The following is a 19,479-nucleotide window of genomic DNA, read 5'->3' as shown; positions in this document are numbered from 1 at the left end:
CGAACTATGACGCGTACATGTCGTCATCGCGTCATCCCGCTTTCGCAGGTACGGAGGAACGTGACGATGCGTCACCTTCACACCCGCACAACCCGGAGAAGGCTCGTCGGCGCGCTCGCGGCGGGGGTGCTGTGCGCGACGGGGCTTGCCGCCCCCGCAGCCGTCGCGGCACCGGCCACCGCACCGGCCGCTGCACCCGCCGTGGACGCCGGGCTCGCGCTCACCCCGCCCATGGGCTTCAACAACTGGAACTCCACCCACTGCCGGGCCGATTTCAACGAGGCCATGGTCAAGGGGATCGCGGACATCTTCGTCGAGAGGGGCCTGAAGGACGCCGGCTACGAGTACGTCAACCTCGACGACTGCTGGGCCCTGCCCAGCAGGGACGAGAACGGCAAGCTCGTGCCCGACCCTGTCCGCTTCCCCGGCGGGATCAAGGCGGTCGCGGACTATGTGCACGCCAAGGGCCTGAAGCTCGGCATCTACACGAGCGCGGGCACCAAGACCTGCAACACGGCCGGGTTCCCCGGCGCGCTCGGCCACGAGTACAGCGACGCCCAGCAGTTCGCGGACTGGGGTGTGGACTACCTCAAGTACGACAACTGCAACAACCAGGGCGTGGACGCCAAGCAGCGCTACACGACCATGCGCGACGCACTCGCGGCGACCGGGCGGCCGATCGTCTACAGCATCTGCGAATGGGGCGAGAACAAGCCGTGGGAATGGGCCGCCGACGTCGGGCAGCTGTGGCGCACCACCGGGGACATCAGCGACAACTGGGGCTCGATGCTGTCGATCCTCAAGCAGAACCTGCCGCTCGCACCGCACGCCGGGCCCGGCCGCTGGAACGACCCCGACATGCTGGAGGTCGGCAACGGCGGCATGACGGACACCGAGTACCGGTCGCATTTCTCGATGTGGGCCGTCATGGCGGCGCCGCTGCTCATCGGCTCCGATCTGCGGTCGGCCTCCGAGGAGACCTTCGAGATCCTCGGCAACCGTGAGGTCATCGCGGTGGACCAGGACCCGCTGGGCAAGCAGGGGGCCGTCGTCTCCTCGGCCGGCGGGCGGTGGGTCGTCGCGAAGGAGATGCGGGACGGGAGCCGTGCAGTGGCACTGTTCAACGAGTCCGGCAGCGCTCAGCGGATCACCACGAGCGCGGCTGCGGTCGGGCTGCCGGACGCGGACGCGTACACGATGCGTGACCTGTGGCAGCACCGTAGCTACAACACCGCGGGCACGATCTCCGCGACCGTGCCCGCGCACGGCACGGTTCTGGTGCGTGTGCAGGCCGACGGTCGGTGGGCGCAGCATCCGCCTGCCGTTGAACTCGGGCTGGAGGGCGGTACGTTGGTCGAGGCGGGGCGGGCGGCCGCGCTGACCTCGACGGTCACGGACCTCGGGCGCACGGCTGCCAAGCGTGTGTCCGTTGCGCTGACCGGGCCTGAGGGCTGGTCCGTCAAGGCGACTTCGCCGACCTCGTCGGCCTCGCTCCCTACCGGTCGGTCCCTGCGGACGAAGTGGGCGGTCAGGGCGCCGGCGGGGACGCCTGTGGGGTCGTACGGCTTCACGTTCAAGGCGAGTTATCGCTCGCCGGCGGGTGTCCGTGTGGACAGCGTGCTGCCGGTGAGCGCGACCGTGGTGGTGGCGCCGCCTTCGGGTACGTCCGGGCTGGGTGACCTCGCCTGGCTGTCGGCCACCAACGGGTGGGGGCCTGTCGAGCGCAACACCAGCAACGGTGAGAGTGACGCCGGTGACGGGAATCCGATCACGATCGGCGGTGTCGTGTACGGGACGGGGCTGGGGGTTCATGCCGAGAGTGCCATCGAGTACTACGCCGGCGGTGCGTGCGAGGCGGTGACCGCTCGGGTCGGTGTGGACGACGAGGAGGGGGCGGACGGCAGCGTGGTATTCGAGATCTGGGCGGATGGCGTCAAGGCCGCGTCGTCCGGGGTGCTCACCAACGCGATGCCGGGCCGGCCGATCACGGCCGACGTGACAGGCGCCCAGGTCGTCCGGCTGGTCGCCACGGACGGCGGCGACGGGATCACGTCGGACCACGGTGACTGGGCCGAGGCTCGGTTGAGCTGCTGAGCGAGGGGGTGGTGGTGCTGGGTGGGGGTTCGCCCAGCACCCACGGCCGGTGGGTGGGTCGGGGCCGTGCCGGGGGGTGTCCGTCCTCGGTCGGGCGGTTGCCCTCGCTTGTAAGGGTGCTCGGCGTTGACGCCCGCCGCTGCGGGCGGACACCCCCCGGCACGTCCCCTCACCGCCGTGGGCGACTGCGACTCCCTAGGGGCGCGGGGAACTGCGCATCGGCTGTGCCATCTACGGTCACATCGCGACGCAGGCTCCCCACTTTTAGGGGCGCGGGAATTGCGCAACGGTTGTGACGGTTGCGGTCACGCCGCGGCGCAGGCCCACTGCAACCCCCCGCTTTTAGGGGCGCGGGGAACTGCGCAACGGTTGTGACGGTTGCGGTCACGTCGCGGCGCAGGCCCACTGCAACACCCTGCATTTAGGGGCGCGGGGAACTGCGCGGCCAGCCCCCGCGGCCCGCGGCCGCAGGCCTCGCGGCGGTGAGTGAACGTTCCGCCCTCAAACGCTCGCCGCCGCGTCCGCCTTCCGGGCGAGCGCGGCCGCCGCCGCGCCCACCAGGCCCGCGTCCGTGCCCATCTGCGCGGGGACGATCGTGAGGCGCTGGACGAAGGACAGGGTGGCGTAGTCGCTCAGGGCCTTGCGGAGCGGGGTGAAGAGGACGTCGCCGGCCTTGCCCACTCCGCCGCCGATGACCGCGATGTCGATCTCGACCAGGGTCGCGGTGGCCGCGATGCCGGCGGCAAGGGCCTGCGCGGCGCGCTCGAAGGAGGCCACGGCGACCGGGTCGCCGGCCTGGGCGGAGGCGGCCACCGCTGCGGCGGACGTGTCGCCGTCCGGGCCGGGGAGCCAGCCGTTCTCGATCGCCCGGCGGGCGATGTTGGGGCCGCTCGCGATGCGCTCCACGCAGCCGCGCGACCCGCACGGGCACAGATCGCCGTCCAGATCGACGCTGATGTGGCCGATGTGGCCCGCGTTGCCCGTGGGGCCGGGGTGCAGACGGCCGTTCAGCACCAGGCCGCCGCCGACACCTGTGGAGACGACCATGCACAGCGCGTTGTCGTGGCCCCGCGCCGCTCCCTGCCAGTGCTCGGCCGCCGTGATGGCCACCCCGTCGCCGATCAGCTCGACGGGCAGGCCGCCCGCCGCCTCGCGGACTCGCCGGACCAGGGGATAGTCGCGCCAGCCGGGCACGTTCACCGGGCTCACAGTGCCCGCGGAGGCGTCCACCGGGCCCGCGCTGCCGATACCGAGGGCCGTGGCATGCCCCCACAGGGGCGACACGGTGAGTTCGCCGACGACCTCCTCGACGGCCCGCATCACCGTCTCGCCGTCCTCCCGCGCCGGCGTGGCACGCTGGGCCCGGGCCACGATCGTGCCGTGGCCGTCCACCAGCGCTCCGGCGATCTTGGTGCCGCCGATGTCGAGCGCAGCCACGAGGTCGGTGTGCATCAGTGTCAGTTCTCCCCGTCAACCATTCGGAATTCCCCGTCTGCCACGGGGATTGGAAGAGCCGGTCTCGCGGTGGGGACGCAGGCCGGAGATTGCGGTGGACAGTGTCTCCCGGATCTGACAACGTTGTCCAGGCTCTATGCTCGACGCCACATCCTCATACAAACCCATGGACTACGCATCCCCCGTGGACGACGACAGGACAGGACAGCGCATCGTGCCCGAGACCATCCGCCGATCCGACCGCGCGCCCGAGAACCGGTACGGCAACCGTCCCACCATGAAGGACGTCGCCGCGCGTGCCGGAGTCGGTCTGAAGACCGTCTCGCGCGTGGTCAACGGTGAGCCCGGTGTCACCCCGGAGACGGAGCGCCGCGTCCAGGAGGCCATCGACGCCCTGGGCTTCCGCCGCAACGACAGTGCGCGGGTGCTGCGCAAGGGCCGCACCGCGAGCATCGGCCTGGTCCTGGAGGATCTCGCGGACCCCTTCTACGGCCCGCTGAGCCGCGCGGTCGAGGAGGTCGCCCGGGCGCACGGGGCCCTGCTGATCAACGGATCCAGCGCCGAGGACCCGGACCGCGAGCAGGAACTGGCGCTGGCCCTGTGCGCGCGACGGGTGGACGGGCTGGTGATCATTCCGGCCGGTGACGACCACCGCTATCTGGAGCCCGAGCTCAAGGCCGGTGTCGCCACGGTGTTCGTCGACCGTCCGGCGGGGAACATCGACGCCGACTGCGTCCTGGCCGACAACCGGGGCGGGGCCCGCGACGGCGTCGCGCACCTCATCGCGCACGGCCACCGCCGGATCGGCTTCATCGGTGACATGCCCCGCATCCACACGGCCGCGGAGCGACTGCGCGGCTACCGGGCCGCCATGGAGGACGCGGGCATACCGGTGGAGGACGCCTGGATGTCCCTCGGTGTCACCGACCCGGAGCGGGTGCGCCGGGCGGCCGAGGTGATGCTCAGCGGCCCCTCCCCCGTCACCGCAATCTTCACGGGCAACAACCGTGTGACGGTCACCGTGATCCGGGTCCTCGCCGAGCAGCCCCGTCCCGTCGCCCTGGTGGGATTCGACGACATCGAGCTCGCCGATCTGCTTCGGCCGGGCGTCACCGTCGTCGCCCAGGACGCCGCGGCCCTCGGCCGTACCGCCGCCGAGCGGTTGTTCCGCCAGTTGGACGGCACCCTGGTCACCCCGGAGCGGATCGAGCTGCCGACGCGGCTGATCACCCGTGGCTCGGGCGAACTGCCCCCGGCGCACTGAGAGGACCGATCGGCCCGTGGACGACGACCGCAGCCTCAGGACACTCGGCCTGGCGGACGCGCCGCGCGATCATCCGCTGCTCTACCCGGGCACCTGGCCGTCGGACTCCGGGCTCCTCGACGGGGACCGGCTGCTGCCCCTGGACCGCCTGGTGTACGACGACCGCGTGCCCGTCCTCGCGGTCGGCTCCAATGCGTCTCCCGGCCAACTGCGGCACAAGATGGACGAGTTCGGCATCGTCTCGCCCCTGCCGATGGTGAAGGCGCGGGTCACCGGCCTCGGCGTCGGCGTCTCCGCGCACGTGAGCCGCATGGGGTACGTGTCCGCGTCGCCGTTCCAAGCTCCCGGGCACGTACGGGAGTTGTTCCTGACCTGGCTCGACGAGGAGCAGCTCGCCGTGATCGACGCGAGCGAGGGCGTGCCGGCGGTGAAGGGGCACTACGGCCGCGCCTGGCTTCCCGCGCCCGACGTGCGGGTCGAGGTGGCGGACGGCACCGTCCTTCCGGGCGCCTTCGCCTACGTCAACCGCCATGGTGTCCTGCACGACGGCAACGGCGCGCCGCGCACCCACCCCGGCCAGCGCGCGCTGCTCACCGAACTCCTGGTGGGCTCGCCCCGGTTGCGGGAGCTGTTCGGGGTCACGCCCGAGGAGTTCTGCACGCGGGCCCGTGCCGACGTGGGGCTGTGCGAGCGGGGCACACGGCTGTTCGCGGAGGAGAAGCTGGTGACGGCCTCCGGGCTGGAGGGGTACCTCCGGGTTCGGCCGGACTGACCTCAGCAGACCGGCAGTCCGGGCACCGGTTCGTCGTTGTTGCCGCCCTCGATGTAGACGTCGCTGACGAAGACGCCGGTGTTGCCGCTGTCGTCGTCGGTCTTGGCCCACCAGACGTTGGTCCACTCGCCGTAGGTCTCGCGGCGGCCCAGGTTCTGCTGGCAGTAGAAGTAGTTGGTGCCCGCGTTGAGGACGCCGGCCTCGGCGCCTCCGGCCGTGTACGACTTGGCCTGCTTCCAGACCTTGCAGTTGTACTTGCCGCCGCCGATGGAGAAGCAGGACGGGGTCGGTGTGCTGCCGCCCCCTCCCCCGCCGGTCGTGCCACCGCCGCCGGTCGTTCCGCCACCGCCCGTGGTGCCGCCGTCGCCGGAACCGCCGCCTGTGCTGCCGCCGTTCGTGCCGCCCCCGCCCGAGGTCTTGGTCGGGGAGGCGGTGCCGGGTCGGTCGGAGGGCTCGGTGTCCGCCGATCGGCTGGGGGACCTGGTCGCGTCGGGCGACTTCTCGTCCTTCTCGGTCAGCCCGGAGTCGCCCGAGCGGTCGGCGTCGGGGCTGCCGCTCGCCGGGGCGGACGTGCCCTCCGCCGCGGCAACCGACGACTTGTCGTTCGCCTCGTTCTTGGCGTCGTCGCCGTTGTTCACCAGGGCGACGGTGACGCCGGCCGCCACGAGGACGACGGTGACGGCCACGGCGGCGAGCAGGGCACGGCCCTTGCGCCGGGCGGGCGTACCGGAGGAGGTGACCATCGGGCCGGTGGTGTCCGCGTCCTGGGGCGGGAGCGGGCTCCCGTAGCCGTACGGAGACACGGGCGGCTGCCCGGGAGCGCCCGGGTCGGGATGGCCGGCGGTGCCGAAGGCCGGTGGCGGTGGGGTGCCCTGGCCGGGGGTCGCCGGTCCCTGCGCGTGCTGTGCCGGTGCTCCGAAGACCGGTGCCCCGGGGAGGTTCGACGCGGGCACACCCTGCACCGGAGTCTCGCCGCCCTGGGCGCCGTACGGCTGTCCGGCGGGCGTCGGTCCGGGACCGCCGGCTCCCGGGACGGCCGGGCTCACCGGTGACGTGGGGCCGAAGCCGGGCGGCACCGCCGGGACGCTGCGCTCCGTCTCCCCGGGCCCGGTGTCCGCGGGCCCTCGCAGTGTGGTCGTCGGCGCGTCGTCGCCGGAGTCCGCGACCGCCTGGAGCAGTCCGCGGGCCTCGTCGGCCTCGGGCCGGGACGCGGGCCGCTTGTCCATCAGCCGCTGCAGGACGGGGCCGAGCGGGCCCGCGTTGGCGGGCTCCGGCAGGGCCTCGGTGACGATCGCGGTGAGGGTGGAGAAGGTCGACGTGCGACGGAAGGGGGCGGAGCCCTCCACGGCCGCGTACAGCGTGGCGCCGAGCGCCCAGACGTCCGAGGACGCGCCCGGTTCGGCGCCCTGGGCGCGCTCGGGGGCCAGGTAGTCCAGGGAGCCGACGAGATGGCCGGTGCGGGTCAGATGGGTGGCCGAGCCGTCGCCCGGGTCGTCCATCGTGGCGATGCCGAAGTCGGTGAGGACGACCCGGCCGGAGGTTTCGAGCAGGATGTTGCCGGGCTTGACGTCACGGTGCAGGACACCGGCCCGGTGGGCGGCGGCCAGCGCGTCCATGACCTTGGCGCCGATCCCGGCCGCCTCCCGCGCGTCCAGCGTGCCGCGCTCGCGCAACACGGCTTCCAGGGAGGGGCCGTCGACCAGCTCCATGACGATGAGCGGGCGTCCGTCGACCTCGGTGACGTCGTGGACGGCCACCACACCTGGATGCCGGACCCGGGCCGCCGCGCGGGCCTCGCGCTGCATTCGCAGCCGCAGATCCGCGAGTTCGGGTCCGTCCGCGTCCGAGTAGGTGCGCAGTTCCTTGACGGCGACCTCGCGGCCCAGGACCTCGTCGAGCGCCCGCCAGACCACGCCCATGCCGCCGCGCCCGAGTTGGGCGACGACGCGGTAGCGCCCCGCGAGCAGCCGGCCGGTCTCGTCCGCCTGTCCGTTCTCCCCCGAAGACACCGTTGCCCCGTTCCTGTGGACCGTCGTTGCGTCCGTACAGAGTAAGGGGCCCGGGTGACGGCACCGGCCGGTGTGACCGGCCCGCTACTTGGTGGAGACGGTGAGGTCACCGCGTCGCGGTGCCGCAAATCCCTCCAGATCGGCACGGGTCAGTCCGGTCAGCCGGGCGACCTCGCCGATGTCGAGGGCGCCGCAGTCCAGGCCGCGCAGCAGGTAGCCGCCCAGGGCCTTTGCGGTCGCGGGCTCGTCCATGACGTCGCCGCCGGCCCGGTTGGCGTAGCGGGCGAGGCGGGCCGCAGCCTGCTCAAAACCTTCACGGTAGAAGGCGAAGACGGCCGCGTACCGGGTGGGAATGTGGCCGGGGTGCATGTCCCAGCCCTGGTAGTAGGCGCGGGCCAGGGCGCGACGGGTGAGGCCGTAGTGCAGGCGCCAGGCGTCGTGGACCTTCGCCGTCGGGCCGACCGGGAGAACGTTGGTGGAGCCGTCCGAGACGCGTACGCCGGTGCCGGCGGCCGCGACCTGCATGACCGCCTTGGCGTGGTCGGCGGCCGGGTGGTCGCTGGCCTGGTAGGCGGCGGAGACGCCGAGGCAGGCGCTGTAGTCGAAGGTGCCGTAGTGCAGGCCCGTGGCGCGTCCCTCGGCGGCCTGGATCATGCGGGCGACGCTCGCGGTGCCGTCGGCGGCGAGGATGGACTGGCTGGTCTCGATCTGGATCTCGAAGCCGATCCGGCCGGGGTCGAGCCGGTGCGCCTTCTCGAAGGCCTCGAGCAGCCGGACCATGGCGGTGACCTGCTCGGGGTAGGTCACCTTGGGCAGCGTGAGGACCAGCCCGTCGGGCAGGCCGCCGGCCTCCATGAGGCCGGTGAGGAAGATGTCGAGGGTGCGGATGCCGCGGTCGCGTACCGGCGCCTCCATGCACTTCATTCGGATGCCCATGTACGGGGCCGCCGTGCCGTTCTCGTACGCCTCGGAGATCAGGCGCGCCGCGCGGGCGGCCGTCTCGTCCTCCTCGGCGTCGGCGCGGGGGCCGTAGCCGTCCTCGAAGTCGACGCGCAGGTCCTCGATGGGCTCGCGCTCCAGCTTGGCTCGGACCCGGGAGTACACCGGTTCGGCGAGCTCGTCGGACAGGCCGAGCACGGCGGCGAAGGAGGCCGCGTCGGGGGCGTGTTCGTCGAGGGCCGCGAGGGCCCGGTCGCCCCAGGAGCGGATGGTGTCGGCGGCGAAGACGTCGCCGGGTACGTAGACGGTGTGGACGGGCTGACGGGTGCCGGGGTCGCCGGGGTAACGGCGCTCCAGCTCGGCGTCGACCGGCGCGAGGGAGGCGCTGATCTCCTCGCTGACGGCGCCCGCGAGGCTCGTCGCCACGTTCTCCTGCTGGCCCTGACCCATTCCCACACCCTCCTGTTTTCCGCTCTACGGAATCAACAATCCGTAGAGTGAAGTTATCTGGGGACCTTCCGGATGGTCAACACCATGTCCACGGGGAGTCACCCCGCCATCTCGCCATGTTCACGCCCATCTCAGGACGCGGTATCACACTTCCATACGCACGCCCCGCACGACTCGTCCGGCCGTTCCCACCGAAGGAGCACGAAGTGCCGAACCACAGCCGAGTCACGCGCCGTCTGGGTCTGAAAGCCGCACTGGCCGCCGCGGTCACCGCGCCCCTCTCCAGTACAGCACTGCCGACGTCCGCCGCCTCGGCGGGCGAGCGCCCGCCCCGCCGGCAGCTCCGGGTCATGTCCTTCAACCTGCGCTTCGCGAGCACCGTGGAGCCCAACAGCTGGACCGTGCGCAGACCGGTGATGCGCGACCTGCTGCGCCGCGAGGCCCCGCACGTCCTCGGCACCCAGGAGGGGATCTTCTCGCAGCTGCTCGACATCGACGCCGACCTCGGCCCGCGCTACGACTGGGTGGGCACCGGCCGGCTGCACGGCAGCCGCGACGAGTCGATGGCGATCTTCTACGACTCCCACCGTCTGCGCCCGACCGAGTACGACCACTTCTGGCTCTCCGACAGCCCGGACGTGATCGGCTCCAACACCTGGGGCGCCGCCTTCGCCCGTATGGTCACCTGGGTCCGCTTCCGCGATCTGACCGACGGCGGGCGGGAGTTCTACGCCGTCAACACGCACTTCGACCATGTGAGCCAGTACGCGCGCGAGCGCAGCGCCGCGCTCATCGCGGAGCGGATCGCCGGGTTCGACCGCTCGCTGCCGGTCGTGGTGACCGGGGACTTCAATGTCGCCGCTCACAGGAACCCGGCGTACGACACACTGCTCGGCGCCGGTCTCGTCGACACCTGGGACACCGCGCGCGAACGCGGCGATCTGTACGGCACCTTCCACGGGTACAAGCCGCTCACGCCGAACGGCGACCGCATCGACTGGATCCTCACCACGCCGGACGTCACCGCGCACCGGGCATCGATCAACACCTTCTCCGCCGACGGTCAGTTCCCGAGCGACCATCTGCCGGTGCAGGCGTCCCTGAGCCTGGGATGAGACGAGGCCCCCGTGGCCGTCATGACGGTCACGGGGGCCTCGGTTCGCCTGTGCGGGATCAGCCCTTGCGGGTCTTGATCTCCTCGGTCAGGGCCGGGACGACGTCGAAGAGGTCGCCGACGACGCCGTAGTCGACCAGCTCGAAGATCGGGGCCTCGGCGTCCTTGTTGATCGCCACGATCGTCTTCGAGGTCTGCATACCGGCACGGTGCTGGATCGCGCCGGAGATGCCGGAGGCGATGTACAGCTGCGGCGAGACGGACTTGCCGGTCTGGCCGACCTGGTTGGTGTGCGGGTACCAGCCCGCGTCCACGGCGGCGCGCGAGGCACCGACGGCCGCACCGAGGGAGTCGGCCAGCGCCTCGATGATCGAGAAGTTCTCGGCGCCGTTGACGCCACGGCCACCGGAGACCACGATCGCGGCCTCGGTGAGCTCCGGACGCCCGGTCGACTCACGCGGCGTGCGCGCGGTCACCTTGGTGCCGGTGGCCTGGGCGGAGAAGGTCACCGAGAGGGCCTCGACCGCACCGGCGGCCGGGGCGGCCTCCACGGCGGCCGAGTTCGGCTTGACCGTGATGACCGGGGTGCCCTTGGAGACACGGGACTTGGTGGTGAAGGACGCGGCGAACACCGACTGGGTGGCCACCGGGCCCTCGTCGCCGGCCTCGAGGTCGACGGCGTCGGTGATGATGCCGGAGCCGATGCGCAGCGCCAGACGCGCGGCGATCTCCTTGCCCTCGGCGGAGGACGGCACCAGCACGGCGGCCGGGGAGACGGCCTCGACGGCGGCCTGGAGGGCGTCGACCTTCGGGACGACCAGGTAGTCGGCGTACTCGGCGGCCTCGTGGGTGAGGACCCGAGCCGCGCCGTGCTCGGCGAGCGTGGCGGCGGTGTCGGCGGCGCCGTTGCCCAGCGCGACGGCGACGGGCTCGCCGACGCGGCGGGCCAGGGTCAGCAGCTCCAGAGTGGGCTTGCGGACGGCACCGTCCACGTGATCGACGTAGACGAGGACTTCAGCCATGGGATTGCTCTCCTGCGTAACGAAGTTGAGGGGCGGTCAGCGAAGGCGGGCTCAGATGAACTTCTGGCCCGCGAGGAACTCGGCGAGCTGCTTGCCGCCCTCGCCCTCGTCCTTGACGATCGTGCCGGCGGTGCGGGCCGGACGCTCGGTCGCGGACTCGACCGCGGTCCAGGCACCCTCCAGGCCGACCTCCTCGGCCTCCAGCTCCAGGTCGGAGAGGTCCCAGGACTCGACCGGCTTCTTCTTGGCGGCCATGATGCCCTTGAAGGACGGGTAGCGCGCCTCGCCCGACTGGTCGGTGACCGACACGACGGCCGGCAGGGACGCCTCGAGCTGCTCGGAGGCGGCGTCGCCGTCCCGGCGGCCCTTGACGGTGCCGTCCTCCACGGAGACCTCGGACAGCAGGGTGACCTGCGGGACGCCCAGGCGCTCGGCCAGCAGGGCCGGAACGACGCCCATGGTGCCGTCGGTGGAGGCCATGCCGGAGATCACCAGGTCGTAGCCGGCCTTCTCGATCGCCTTCGCCAGCACCAGCGAGGTGCCCAGGGCGTCGGTGCCGTGCAGGTCGTCGTCCTCGACGTGGATCGCCTTGTCGGCACCCATGGACAGCGCCTTGCGCAGGGCGTCCTTGGCGTCCTCGGGGCCCACCGTCAGGACGGTGACCTCGACGTCGTCGTCGGAGTTCTCGGAGATCTGCAGCGCCTGCTCGACCGCGTACTCGTCGAGCTCGGAGAGCAGACCGTCCACGTCGTCCCGGTCGACGGTCAGGTCATCGGCGAAGTGCCGGTCGCCAGTGGCGTCGGGCACGTACTTCACAGTGACAACGATCCTCAAGCTCACGCCGGCTCTCCTACTGCGTCGACATTTCTCTGCTGCCTACTTGCAGGCAGCATAGGCGCCCCAAGCGGCTGATCCCGATCGGGGCGACCCGCGCTCCGAGCGAAATATTACTCGTCAGTACACCCAGTTCGTTCCCGCTAAGCAAGCGCTTTGAACTGTGACCTTTGCAACGCAGCGTAATCGGAAACCGACGGCTTCGCAGAACCTCGGAAGGCGGGGTCGGTCACATCGGTTCGGTGAGGTCAGTCACGCAGGCCGTTGAACCGGCCCTGGTGGTAGACCAGCGGACGCCCCGGACCACCGGGGTCGCCGAGGACGACCTCGGCCAGCACGATGCGGTGATCGCCGGCCGGCACACGCGCCGCGACCCGGCACACCATCCAGGCCGGCACGTCGTCCAGGAGGGGGACGCCTTCGGGGCCCTCGCGCCAGGCCGTGGCGGGGCCGAAGCGGTCGGCGCCGCTGCGGGCGAAGGTGGCGGCCAGGTCCTGCTGATGCTCGCCGAGTATGTGGACGCCGACGTGTTCCGTCTCGGATATCGCCGGCCAGCTGGAGGCGCCGGTGCCGACGCCGAAGGAGAGCATCGGGGGCTCGGCGGAGACCGAGGTGAGGGACGTGGCGGTGAAACCGACCGGGCCCGACTCACCGCGGGCGGTGATCACGGCCACCCCGGCGGCATGCCGCCGGAAGACGGAGCGGAGCAGATCGGGAGAGGCGAGCCGAGGGGTACCGAGGCCGGGGACGACCGTCATGGAGTTGTCCTTCTGCGAGGGGAGGCGTGCGGATCGGTGGCCGTTCAACGGCTCGGACAGCACGCGCTCGCGGTACGGGCCAGATCGACATGGACCCGTCCGAAGAGAAGGAGTTCCTCAGGCATAAGGTCAGGCTGACGATACGTGGTGCGCACAGTCAAGTACGTTCCGGTATGTGGGAGATGACTCACCCTCGGGCTCCCCTCCATGTCACACCCCCTCAGACCGCCTCCCCCAGAGCGGCGATCACGTCCGCCTTGCGGGGCTGCCCGGTGGCCCGCCGCACCACGTGGCCGTCGGCGTCGAGGACCAGCACGGTCGGGGTCTTGAGGATGTCGAGCCGGCGTACGAGGTCCAGATTGTCCTCGGCGTCGAGCTCGACGTGGGTCACGCCCGGGACCATGCCGGCGATCTCGCCGAGGACGCGCCGGGTGGCCCGGCAGGGCGCGCAGAAGGCGCTGGAGAACTGCACGAGGGTGGCGCGCTCGCCGAGCTCCCCGCCCAACTCGGCCGCGCCGAGCCGCTTTCCGTCGTCGCGCCCGCGCACCCTTACTCTCCCGCTCCGCCGCCGATGCAGCACCCCGTAGGCGCTCGCCGCCGCGAGCACCGCCACGCACACCACGATTCCGGTCATCACCCTGCTCAAGCGTTCACGAGACTGCAAAGATTCCCGACTCCCCGGAAGCCTTTCCATTGCGGAATGCTTGATTCATGGACATCGATGTGAGGGGGCCGCGCTTCGGGGCGGCCGTGACCACGGTCGTGCTGGCGGTGGTTCTGGTCACCGGGAGCGCCTGGCTGCTGGCCTGGCAGACGCTGGCGTTCGCGCTGGGCGCGGCCGGCGGGGTGGGCCGTTCGCCGTACGGCTGGCTCTTCCGTACGGCCGTCAGGCCCCGGATCGGGCCGCCGAAGGAGTTCGAGGCGCCGGAGCCGCCGCGGTTCGCGCAGGCGGTCGGGCTCGTCTTCGCAGGGCTCGGGCTGGTGGGTTACACGTTCGGTCCGGACTGGCTGGGACTGGCCGCCACCGGGGCCGCGCTCGCGGCCGCATTCCTCAACGCCGGCTTCGGCTACTGCCTGGGGTGCGAGATGTATCTGCTCGTGCGGCGACTGACGGTGCGCGCCGGGTAAAGGCAACGCCAAAATACGAGGTGGATCAAGGGGCGACGTGACGAGGATCTCGCCGTTCCCCGGCACTTGGGCTTGGCCCTCGGGCGTTCTTGGGGCACGATCTGCGACAAGCCGTAAACCTACGGCTGCGTAACTTTCCCCAACCGGGAGCCTCTGGGAGCCTCCTTCCCAGGCAGAGAAGGAAGGGTCCACCCCGTCCATGGCAGAGCTTGTCTACCGTCCCGTCGTCGGTTTCGCCCAGACCCTGTTCAAGGCGTGGGACCTCAAGATCGACTGCAAGGGGTCGGAGAACATTCCGCGCTCGGGCGGCGCCGTGCTGGTGAGCAACCACATCAGCTACCTGGACTTCGTCTTCAACGGCCTGGCCGCTCTGCCGCAGAAGAGACTCGTGCGCTTCATGGCGAAGGAGTCCGTGTTCCGGCACCGGATCTCCGGTCCGCTGATGCGCGGCATGAAGCACATCCCGGTGGACCGCGAGCAGGGTGAGGCGGCCTACGCCCACGCGCTGGACTCGCTGCGCTCCGGCGAGATCATCGGGGTCTTCCCGGAGGCCACGATCTCGCAGTCGTTCACGCTGAAGAGCTTCAAGTCGGGCGCCGCCCGGCTGGCCCAGGAGGCGGGCGTCCCGCTGATCCCGATGGCCGTCTGGGGCACCCAGCGCCTGTGGACCAAGGGCCACCCGCGCAACTTCAAGCGCAGCCACACCCCGATCACCATCCGGGTCGGCGAGGCGATCGAGGCCTCCAAGGACAAGTACGCCGGCGCCATCACCCGCCAGCTGCGCGAACGCGTCCAGGAACTCCTCGAGGCCGCCCAGCGCGCCTACCCCGTCCGTCCGAAGGACGCCACGGACACCTGGTGGATGCCGGCCCACCTGGGCGGCACGGCCCCTACACCGGAGCAGGTCCGGGCGGCCGAGGCGCACTGACACCCGATCGGCTCAGGAGGCCGGCGGGCGGATCTCGATCTCTGCGCCCGGGCTGAACTTCTGCAGCAGGTCGGCGAGTTCCTCCGCCGCGGTCTCGACGTCGGCGACGGGCATCGGCGTGAGGCTCTCCAGGAGGAAGATTCCGGACACCGTCTCCTCGGTGAGGCGGGTGCGCGGGCCCTGGCGCCAGTTCCAGCGGCGGCAGGTGACGCCCGCTTCGTCGCGCCACACGATCTCGCCCGCGTCCGGGTGCTCGATGACCTGCTCCCCGCCCGCGACGGTGACGAAGTCCTCCTCGCCGGTGGCGCGCACCAGGTGCATACCGCCCTCGATGCGGTCGATGTCCTCGCCGCCCACGGGGACGAGATGGGCGACGCTGATGGCGTTGTAGACGTCCACCAGGAGATTGATCCGCGGCAGGCCCGCCTCCGACAGCGCCCGCTTGGCCAGTGCCTCCGCGGAGTTGCGGGTGCGCGAGGGCTTCGACCCGAACGCCGTGTACGCCTGGCGCCAGGCCGCCATGTGCGGGTCCTCGTGCGGTGCGCGCCCGGCCAGACGTACGGCCAGGCGGCGGGCCGCGTCGTCGAGGAGCGCGGAACCGGCGTCCGTGCTCGGGCCGTTGACCAGCCCGTGCGCCTCGACGGCTACGTGCGTGAAGCCGGGCACGAGCGCGCGCACCTCGTCGGACACGGTCAGGGTGAGAGTCATCGTCCGCCTCCTCCCGGGGATCAGAGTGCGGTGGGGAGTGTCCGCCACAGGTGCGGCCGGTCGGGGGCGGCCTTGAGGACATCGAGCACCACCGGATGTGGTGCAGCATACAGGACTGGATAGTCCAGCTCATTGAACTCGGGATCGGTGACGAAGGCCAGCCGCTCCCCGTCGAGCGAGAACTGCGCGTCCACGCCCGGCTTGTTGCCCCGAGGGTCCTGCCGGTGCCAGGCCCCGTTGAACCGTACGGCGACCAGGCCGTGCAGCACCTCGAACTTCTGGTAGCACAGCGCGGTCGGGATGTCCTCGGCCCGCAGCAGCGCGGCGAGGGCGTGGGCCTTGGCGTAGCAGATGCCGGTCCCCTGCTCCAGGACGTCGGAGGCGCGCCAGGTGACCCGGAGATCCCCGGAGTCCTGCGAGTGCGGAATGGTGTCGCGGACGAACTCGAAAGCCGCTCGCGCATACTCATACGTATCCGCCACCCCGGCGGCGAGCCCGGCAGCCGTCTCACGCACGAGCGGATGGCGATGGTCGATCACCTCGTCAGCGGCCAAGTAGGCGGAGAGATCTGCGGTTTCCTGGATCATCTGCATGAGGGGAGAGGGTAGGCGGCAGCCGAGTCGGGAGTCAATTGAATTGCAGTGACCCGCATAGCTATGCAGTCTCGCGGCAGAACGGCCGAACTTCGCCGCAACCCTTGCGCCCATTTACAACCCCTCCCCCGCGCCGCCGGTCTGCGTCAGCGACCGGTTACCGGTCACCGACGAGTTCGCCGACGTTCTCATCGACCAGGGGGAATCCATGAAGCATCGTCTGCTCGGAGCCGCGCTCGCCGGCTGCACACTTGCCGCGGTCGGGGCCGGGCCCGTGTACGCCGACTCCGACCAGCTGTGGATCGACGTGCCGTCGGAGTCGGTGCTCCCGGTGCACGGCCCGAGCGGCACGGCCGAGCGCTCGCTCACCGTGCGCGTCAGCCACGACAACACCGAGAACGAGGTCGGGCCCGGCCGGCTGACCGTGGACGCGAGCGAGGTCGCCTCCTTCGCGCGGGTGTCGTGGCCCTCGAACTGCGCGCCTGAGTCCGCGCTGAAGGCGGTCTGCGACTACCCGGGGATGGATGCGGGAACGGACCTCGTGACGGCGGCCGAGCTGGGTCTGACCGCCCTGCCGGACGCGGACCTCGACGCCTCCGGGAACGTGCGCTACACCGCGAGCGCCGGCGAGCTGACGTCGTTCCCGGCCGAGACCCGGGTCAGCCTGGCCGACGGTCCGGACCTCGGTCTGAGCCAGGCCGAGTATCAGCGGGACCTCAGGCCCGGCACGAACACCCGGGTGAGCGCGACGGTCGGCAACACCGGCAGCCGCACCGTGCAGCGGACGCTGCTGTGGGTCAACGCGTCGTACGGACTGCGCTTCAAGGAGCGGTACTCCAACTGCGAGTACCGGCAGCACCCGACCGGCGAGTCCGCGCTCTGCGTGCTGGACGAGGCGGTGGCTCCGGGCGAGCGGTACGGGCTGACGACCCATCTGCGCGTGGAGCGCAGGGCGCTGTACGAGCGGTTCGACCACTCCGTGCTGCCGTATTCGGACCAGGCGCTGGAAGAGGCCCGCGGCGAGGACACCTGGACCCCGGGAACGGGGCCCGAGCTGGACCTGCGCCCCGCGGCGGCGGCACCGGCCGTCGCCGGTGACGACGACATCGATCTGTTGGACAACTACCGGACCGTCATCCTCGACGCCAGGAACACCGCCGATCTGAAGCTCACCGGCAGCAGGGTGCGCGGCGCGGCCGGCGACACCGTGACCGCCTCCGTCACCGTGCGGAACCGGGGCCCGGCGTGGGTGGCGTCGCTGGGTGCGGGCTCGCCCGTGGCGGTGGTGCGGTTCCAGGCGCCCGAGGGCACGACCATCGTGGGTCTGCCGGATGATGAGTGCACGTCACTGCCGCCGTCCGAGGAGGGGGAGCCCGTGACGACGTACTTCTGCTGGACGCCGATCTACCTGCGCGACGGGGCGTCCCACAAGGTGGAGGTGCAGTTGAGGATCGACGAGGTGGTGCGCGGCGCGCGCACCACCGTCGAGATCCTCGACGACGAAGCGGAGCTGCCCGTCAGCAAGTTCGACCCGAACCTGCGCAACAACCGGGCGCAGATCGTGGTCAACTGACGGGCGACGGGCGCTAGCGCGCCATCTCCTCCTTGAGCGCCGCCACGAACGCGTCCACGTCGTCCTCGGTCGTGTCGAACGCGCACATCCAGCGCACGACGCCGGCCGTCTCGTCCCAGAAGTAGAAGCGGAACCTCTTCTGGAGGCGCTCGCTCACGTCGTGGGGGAGCTTGGCGAACACGCCGTTGGCCTGCACGGGGTAGAGGATCTCCACACCGTGCACGGCGCGCACGCCCTCGGCGAGGCGCTGCGCCATCTCGTTGGCGTGCCGGGCGTTGCGCAGCCACAGGTCCTTGGCGAGCAGGGCCTCCAACTGCACCGACACGAAGCGCATCTTGGAGGCGAGCTGCATGGACAGCTTGCGCAGATGCTTCATGTGGCTGACGGCGTCCTGGTTGAGGACGACGACCGCCTCGCCGAACAGGGCGCCGTTCTTGGTGCCGCCGAGGGAGAGGATGTCGACGCCGACCGCGTTGGTGAACGTCCGCATGGGGACGTTCAGCGAGGCGGCGGCGTTGGCTATCCGGGAGCCGTCCAGGTGCACCTTCATGCCGTGCGCGTGGGCGTGGTCGCAGATCGCGCGGATCTCGTCCGGGGTGTAGAGGGTGCCCAGCTCGGTGCTCTGGGTGATCGAGACGACCTGGGGCATCGCCCGGTGCTCGTCGTCCCAGCCGTACGCCTGCCGGTCGATCAGCTCGGGGGTGAGCTTGCCGTCGGGGGTGGGCACGGTGAGCAGCTTGAGGCCGCCCATGCGCTCCGGGGCGCCGCCCTCGTCGACGTGGATGTGCGCGCTCTCGGCGCAGATCACCGCGCCCCAGCGGTCGGTGACCGCCTGGAGCGCGACGACGTTGGCGCCGGTGCCGTTGAACACCGGGAACGCCTCGGCGGTGGCGCCGAAGTGGCTGCGCACGATCCGCTGGAGGTTCTCGGTGTAGTCGTCCTCGCCGTACGCCACCTGGTGCCCGCCGTTGGCCAGGGCGAGGGCGGCGAGCACCTCCGGGTGGGCGCCGGCGTAGTTGTCGCTGGCGAAGCCGCGGACGTCCGGGTCGTGGTGACGCCGGGCGTCGGTCTTCGGAGGGTTCACGGCTTCTCGGTCAGCCACAGGCGGTTTCCGTTCACTTCGGCGGCGGACTTGTCCCAGACGCCGACGACGGCCTCGGCCAGGTCCTTGACGTCCGTGAAGCCCGCGAACTTCGCGTTGGGGCGGTCGGCGCGCATCGCGTCGTGCACCAGCGCCTTCACCACCAGGATGGCAGCCGCGGACGTCAGGTCCTCGGCGCCCCCGGCCTTGCGGAAGGCGTCGGCCAGCGCGAGTGTCCACGCCTCGGCGGCGGCCTTGGCGGCGGCGTACGAGGCGTTGCCGGCGGTCGGCTTCGAGGCGCCGGCGGCGCTGATCAGCAGATACCGGCCGCGCTCGCTGCGCTGCAGGGGCTCGAAGAAGGCGAGCGAGGTGTGCTGCACGGTGCGGATGAGCAGCAGTTCCAGGAAGTCCCAGTCGTCGAGGCTGGTCTTGATGAAGGTCTCGCTGCCGCGCCAGCCGCCGACGAGATGGACCAGGCCGTCGACGCGGCCGAACTCCTTCTCGGTGCGCAGTGCCCAGTCACGGGTGGAATCCAGGTCGAGCAGGTCGACCGTCTCGCCGGTGACCGCCGCGCCGCCGGAGGCGTAGCGCGCGGCGTCCACGGCTTCCGCCAGCCGCTCGGGGTCGTTGTCCGCGCCGACCACGGTGGCGCCCGCTTCCGCGAGTCGCCGCAGTGCCGCCCGGCCGGCGGGTCCGCCCGCGCCGGCCACCGCGATCACCGCACCGCTGAGAGCTCCGTTCCCCGCCATCTTCTTCG

Annotated in this window: 18 protein-coding genes; 7 read left to right on the top strand and 11 right to left on the bottom strand. The window is 71.3% G+C overall.

Annotated elements, in window-relative coordinates:
* The first annotated feature begins 66 nt into the window (after positions 1 to 66).
* The gene (locus CP983_RS38510) at positions 67 to 2,094 is read left to right on the top strand and encodes an NPCBM/NEW2 domain-containing protein (protein WP_150504838.1); all 2,028 of its coding nucleotides are present in this window, start codon (positions 67 to 69) and stop codon (positions 2,092 to 2,094) included.
* A 501-nt stretch (positions 2,095 to 2,595) separates the two neighbouring features.
* Here the strand turns inward: CP983_RS38510 and CP983_RS38505 are convergent.
* On the bottom strand, positions 2,596 to 3,546 hold the full coding sequence (locus tag CP983_RS38505; RefSeq protein ID WP_125526576.1) for an ROK family protein: 951 nt from the start codon (positions 3,544 to 3,546) through the stop codon (positions 2,596 to 2,598).
* Between the two features lie 169 nt (positions 3,547 to 3,715).
* On the opposite strand from CP983_RS38505, the gene CP983_RS38500 reads away from it, so the two are divergent.
* Positions 3,716 to 4,813 (top strand): LacI family DNA-binding transcriptional regulator, encoded by a 1,098-nt coding sequence (locus tag CP983_RS38500; protein WP_167537819.1) that lies wholly within the window; start codon positions 3,716 to 3,718, stop codon positions 4,811 to 4,813.
* Positions 4,814 to 4,829: 16 nt separating this feature from the next.
* Positions 4,830 to 5,585: a hypothetical protein gene (locus CP983_RS38495; protein WP_167537818.1), complete on the top strand. Its 756-nt coding sequence runs from the start codon at positions 4,830 to 4,832 to the stop codon at positions 5,583 to 5,585.
* Between the two features lie 2 nt (positions 5,586 to 5,587).
* Here CP983_RS38495 and CP983_RS38490 read toward each other — a convergent pair whose 3' ends face one another.
* Positions 5,588 to 7,594 (bottom strand): serine/threonine-protein kinase, encoded by a 2,007-nt coding sequence (locus tag CP983_RS38490; RefSeq protein ID WP_150504834.1) that lies wholly within the window; start codon positions 7,592 to 7,594, stop codon positions 5,588 to 5,590.
* A gap of 84 nt (positions 7,595 to 7,678) precedes the next feature.
* The gene (locus CP983_RS38485; protein ID WP_150504832.1) at positions 7,679 to 8,983 is read right to left on the bottom strand and encodes a DUF6986 family protein; all 1,305 of its coding nucleotides are present in this window, start codon (positions 8,981 to 8,983) and stop codon (positions 7,679 to 7,681) included.
* A gap of 206 nt (positions 8,984 to 9,189) precedes the next feature.
* Between CP983_RS38485 and CP983_RS38480 the strand changes: the two genes are divergently transcribed.
* Positions 9,190 to 10,098 carry an endonuclease/exonuclease/phosphatase family protein gene (locus CP983_RS38480; protein ID WP_150504830.1) on the top strand — a complete coding sequence of 303 codons (909 nt, stop codon included), beginning with the start codon at positions 9,190 to 9,192 and terminating at the stop codon, positions 10,096 to 10,098.
* Positions 10,099 to 10,156: 58 nt separating this feature from the next.
* Here the strand turns inward: CP983_RS38480 and CP983_RS38475 are convergent, their stop codons facing one another.
* The 4 genes from CP983_RS38475 to CP983_RS38460 form a co-directional block, all read right to left on the bottom strand.
* Positions 10,157 to 11,119 carry an electron transfer flavoprotein subunit alpha/FixB family protein gene (locus CP983_RS38475; RefSeq protein WP_030947093.1) on the bottom strand — a complete coding sequence of 321 codons (963 nt, stop codon included), beginning with the start codon at positions 11,117 to 11,119 and terminating at the stop codon, positions 10,157 to 10,159.
* A 51-nt stretch (positions 11,120 to 11,170) separates the two neighbouring features.
* The gene (locus tag CP983_RS38470) at positions 11,171 to 11,959 is read right to left on the bottom strand and encodes an electron transfer flavoprotein subunit beta/FixA family protein (RefSeq protein WP_030947090.1); all 789 of its coding nucleotides are present in this window, start codon (positions 11,957 to 11,959) and stop codon (positions 11,171 to 11,173) included.
* 242 nt (positions 11,960 to 12,201) lie between these two features.
* Complete coding sequence (locus tag CP983_RS38465; protein WP_150504828.1) at positions 12,202 to 12,711, bottom strand: flavin reductase family protein; 510 nt, start codon at positions 12,709 to 12,711, stop codon at positions 12,202 to 12,204.
* 220 nt (positions 12,712 to 12,931) lie between these two features.
* The gene (locus tag CP983_RS38460; protein WP_125526577.1) at positions 12,932 to 13,345 is read right to left on the bottom strand and encodes a TlpA family protein disulfide reductase; all 414 of its coding nucleotides are present in this window, start codon (positions 13,343 to 13,345) and stop codon (positions 12,932 to 12,934) included.
* A gap of 77 nt (positions 13,346 to 13,422) precedes the next feature.
* On the opposite strand from CP983_RS38460, the gene CP983_RS38455 reads away from it, so the two are divergent.
* Together CP983_RS38455 and CP983_RS38450 are read left to right on the top strand one after the other, a co-directional pair.
* Positions 13,423 to 13,839: a DUF4395 domain-containing protein gene (locus CP983_RS38455; protein WP_150504826.1), complete on the top strand. Its 417-nt coding sequence runs from the start codon at positions 13,423 to 13,425 to the stop codon at positions 13,837 to 13,839.
* A 199-nt stretch (positions 13,840 to 14,038) separates the two neighbouring features.
* Complete coding sequence (locus CP983_RS38450) at positions 14,039 to 14,767, top strand: lysophospholipid acyltransferase family protein (RefSeq protein WP_107911712.1); 729 nt, start codon at positions 14,039 to 14,041, stop codon at positions 14,765 to 14,767.
* A gap of 12 nt (positions 14,768 to 14,779) precedes the next feature.
* Here the strand turns inward: CP983_RS38450 and CP983_RS38445 are convergent, their stop codons facing one another.
* Both CP983_RS38445 and CP983_RS38440 read right to left on the bottom strand, forming a co-directional pair.
* Complete coding sequence (locus tag CP983_RS38445; RefSeq protein WP_150504824.1) at positions 14,780 to 15,475, bottom strand: B3/B4 domain-containing protein; 696 nt, start codon at positions 15,473 to 15,475, stop codon at positions 14,780 to 14,782.
* A 20-nt stretch (positions 15,476 to 15,495) separates the two neighbouring features.
* On the bottom strand, positions 15,496 to 16,068 hold the full coding sequence (locus CP983_RS38440; protein ID WP_150504822.1) for a transglutaminase domain-containing protein: 573 nt from the start codon (positions 16,066 to 16,068) through the stop codon (positions 15,496 to 15,498).
* A 208-nt stretch (positions 16,069 to 16,276) separates the two neighbouring features.
* Here CP983_RS38440 and CP983_RS38435 point away from each other — a divergent pair, with 208 nt between their 5' ends.
* Positions 16,277 to 17,641, top strand: coding sequence for a hypothetical protein (locus CP983_RS38435; RefSeq protein ID WP_150504820.1), 1,365 nt, complete (start codon positions 16,277 to 16,279; stop codon positions 17,639 to 17,641).
* A 13-nt stretch (positions 17,642 to 17,654) separates the two neighbouring features.
* Here CP983_RS38435 and CP983_RS38430 read toward each other — a convergent pair whose 3' ends face one another.
* Both CP983_RS38430 and CP983_RS38425 read right to left on the bottom strand, forming a co-directional pair.
* Positions 17,655 to 18,725 carry a threonine aldolase family protein gene (locus CP983_RS38430; RefSeq protein WP_093745047.1) on the bottom strand — a complete coding sequence of 357 codons (1,071 nt, stop codon included), beginning with the start codon at positions 18,723 to 18,725 and terminating at the stop codon, positions 17,655 to 17,657.
* Complete coding sequence (locus CP983_RS38425; protein ID WP_107912231.1) at positions 18,722 to 19,471, bottom strand: SDR family oxidoreductase; 750 nt, start codon at positions 19,469 to 19,471, stop codon at positions 18,722 to 18,724. Before CP983_RS38425 ends, CP983_RS38430 begins: the two co-directional genes overlap by 4 nt.
* Between the last annotated feature and the right edge of the window lie 8 nt (positions 19,472 to 19,479).

It is taken from the genome of Streptomyces chartreusis, from assembly GCF_008704715.1.
Classification (GTDB): domain Bacteria; phylum Actinomycetota; class Actinomycetes; order Streptomycetales; family Streptomycetaceae; genus Streptomyces; species Streptomyces chartreusis.
This window is presented reverse-complemented; position numbering and strand designations above follow the sequence as displayed.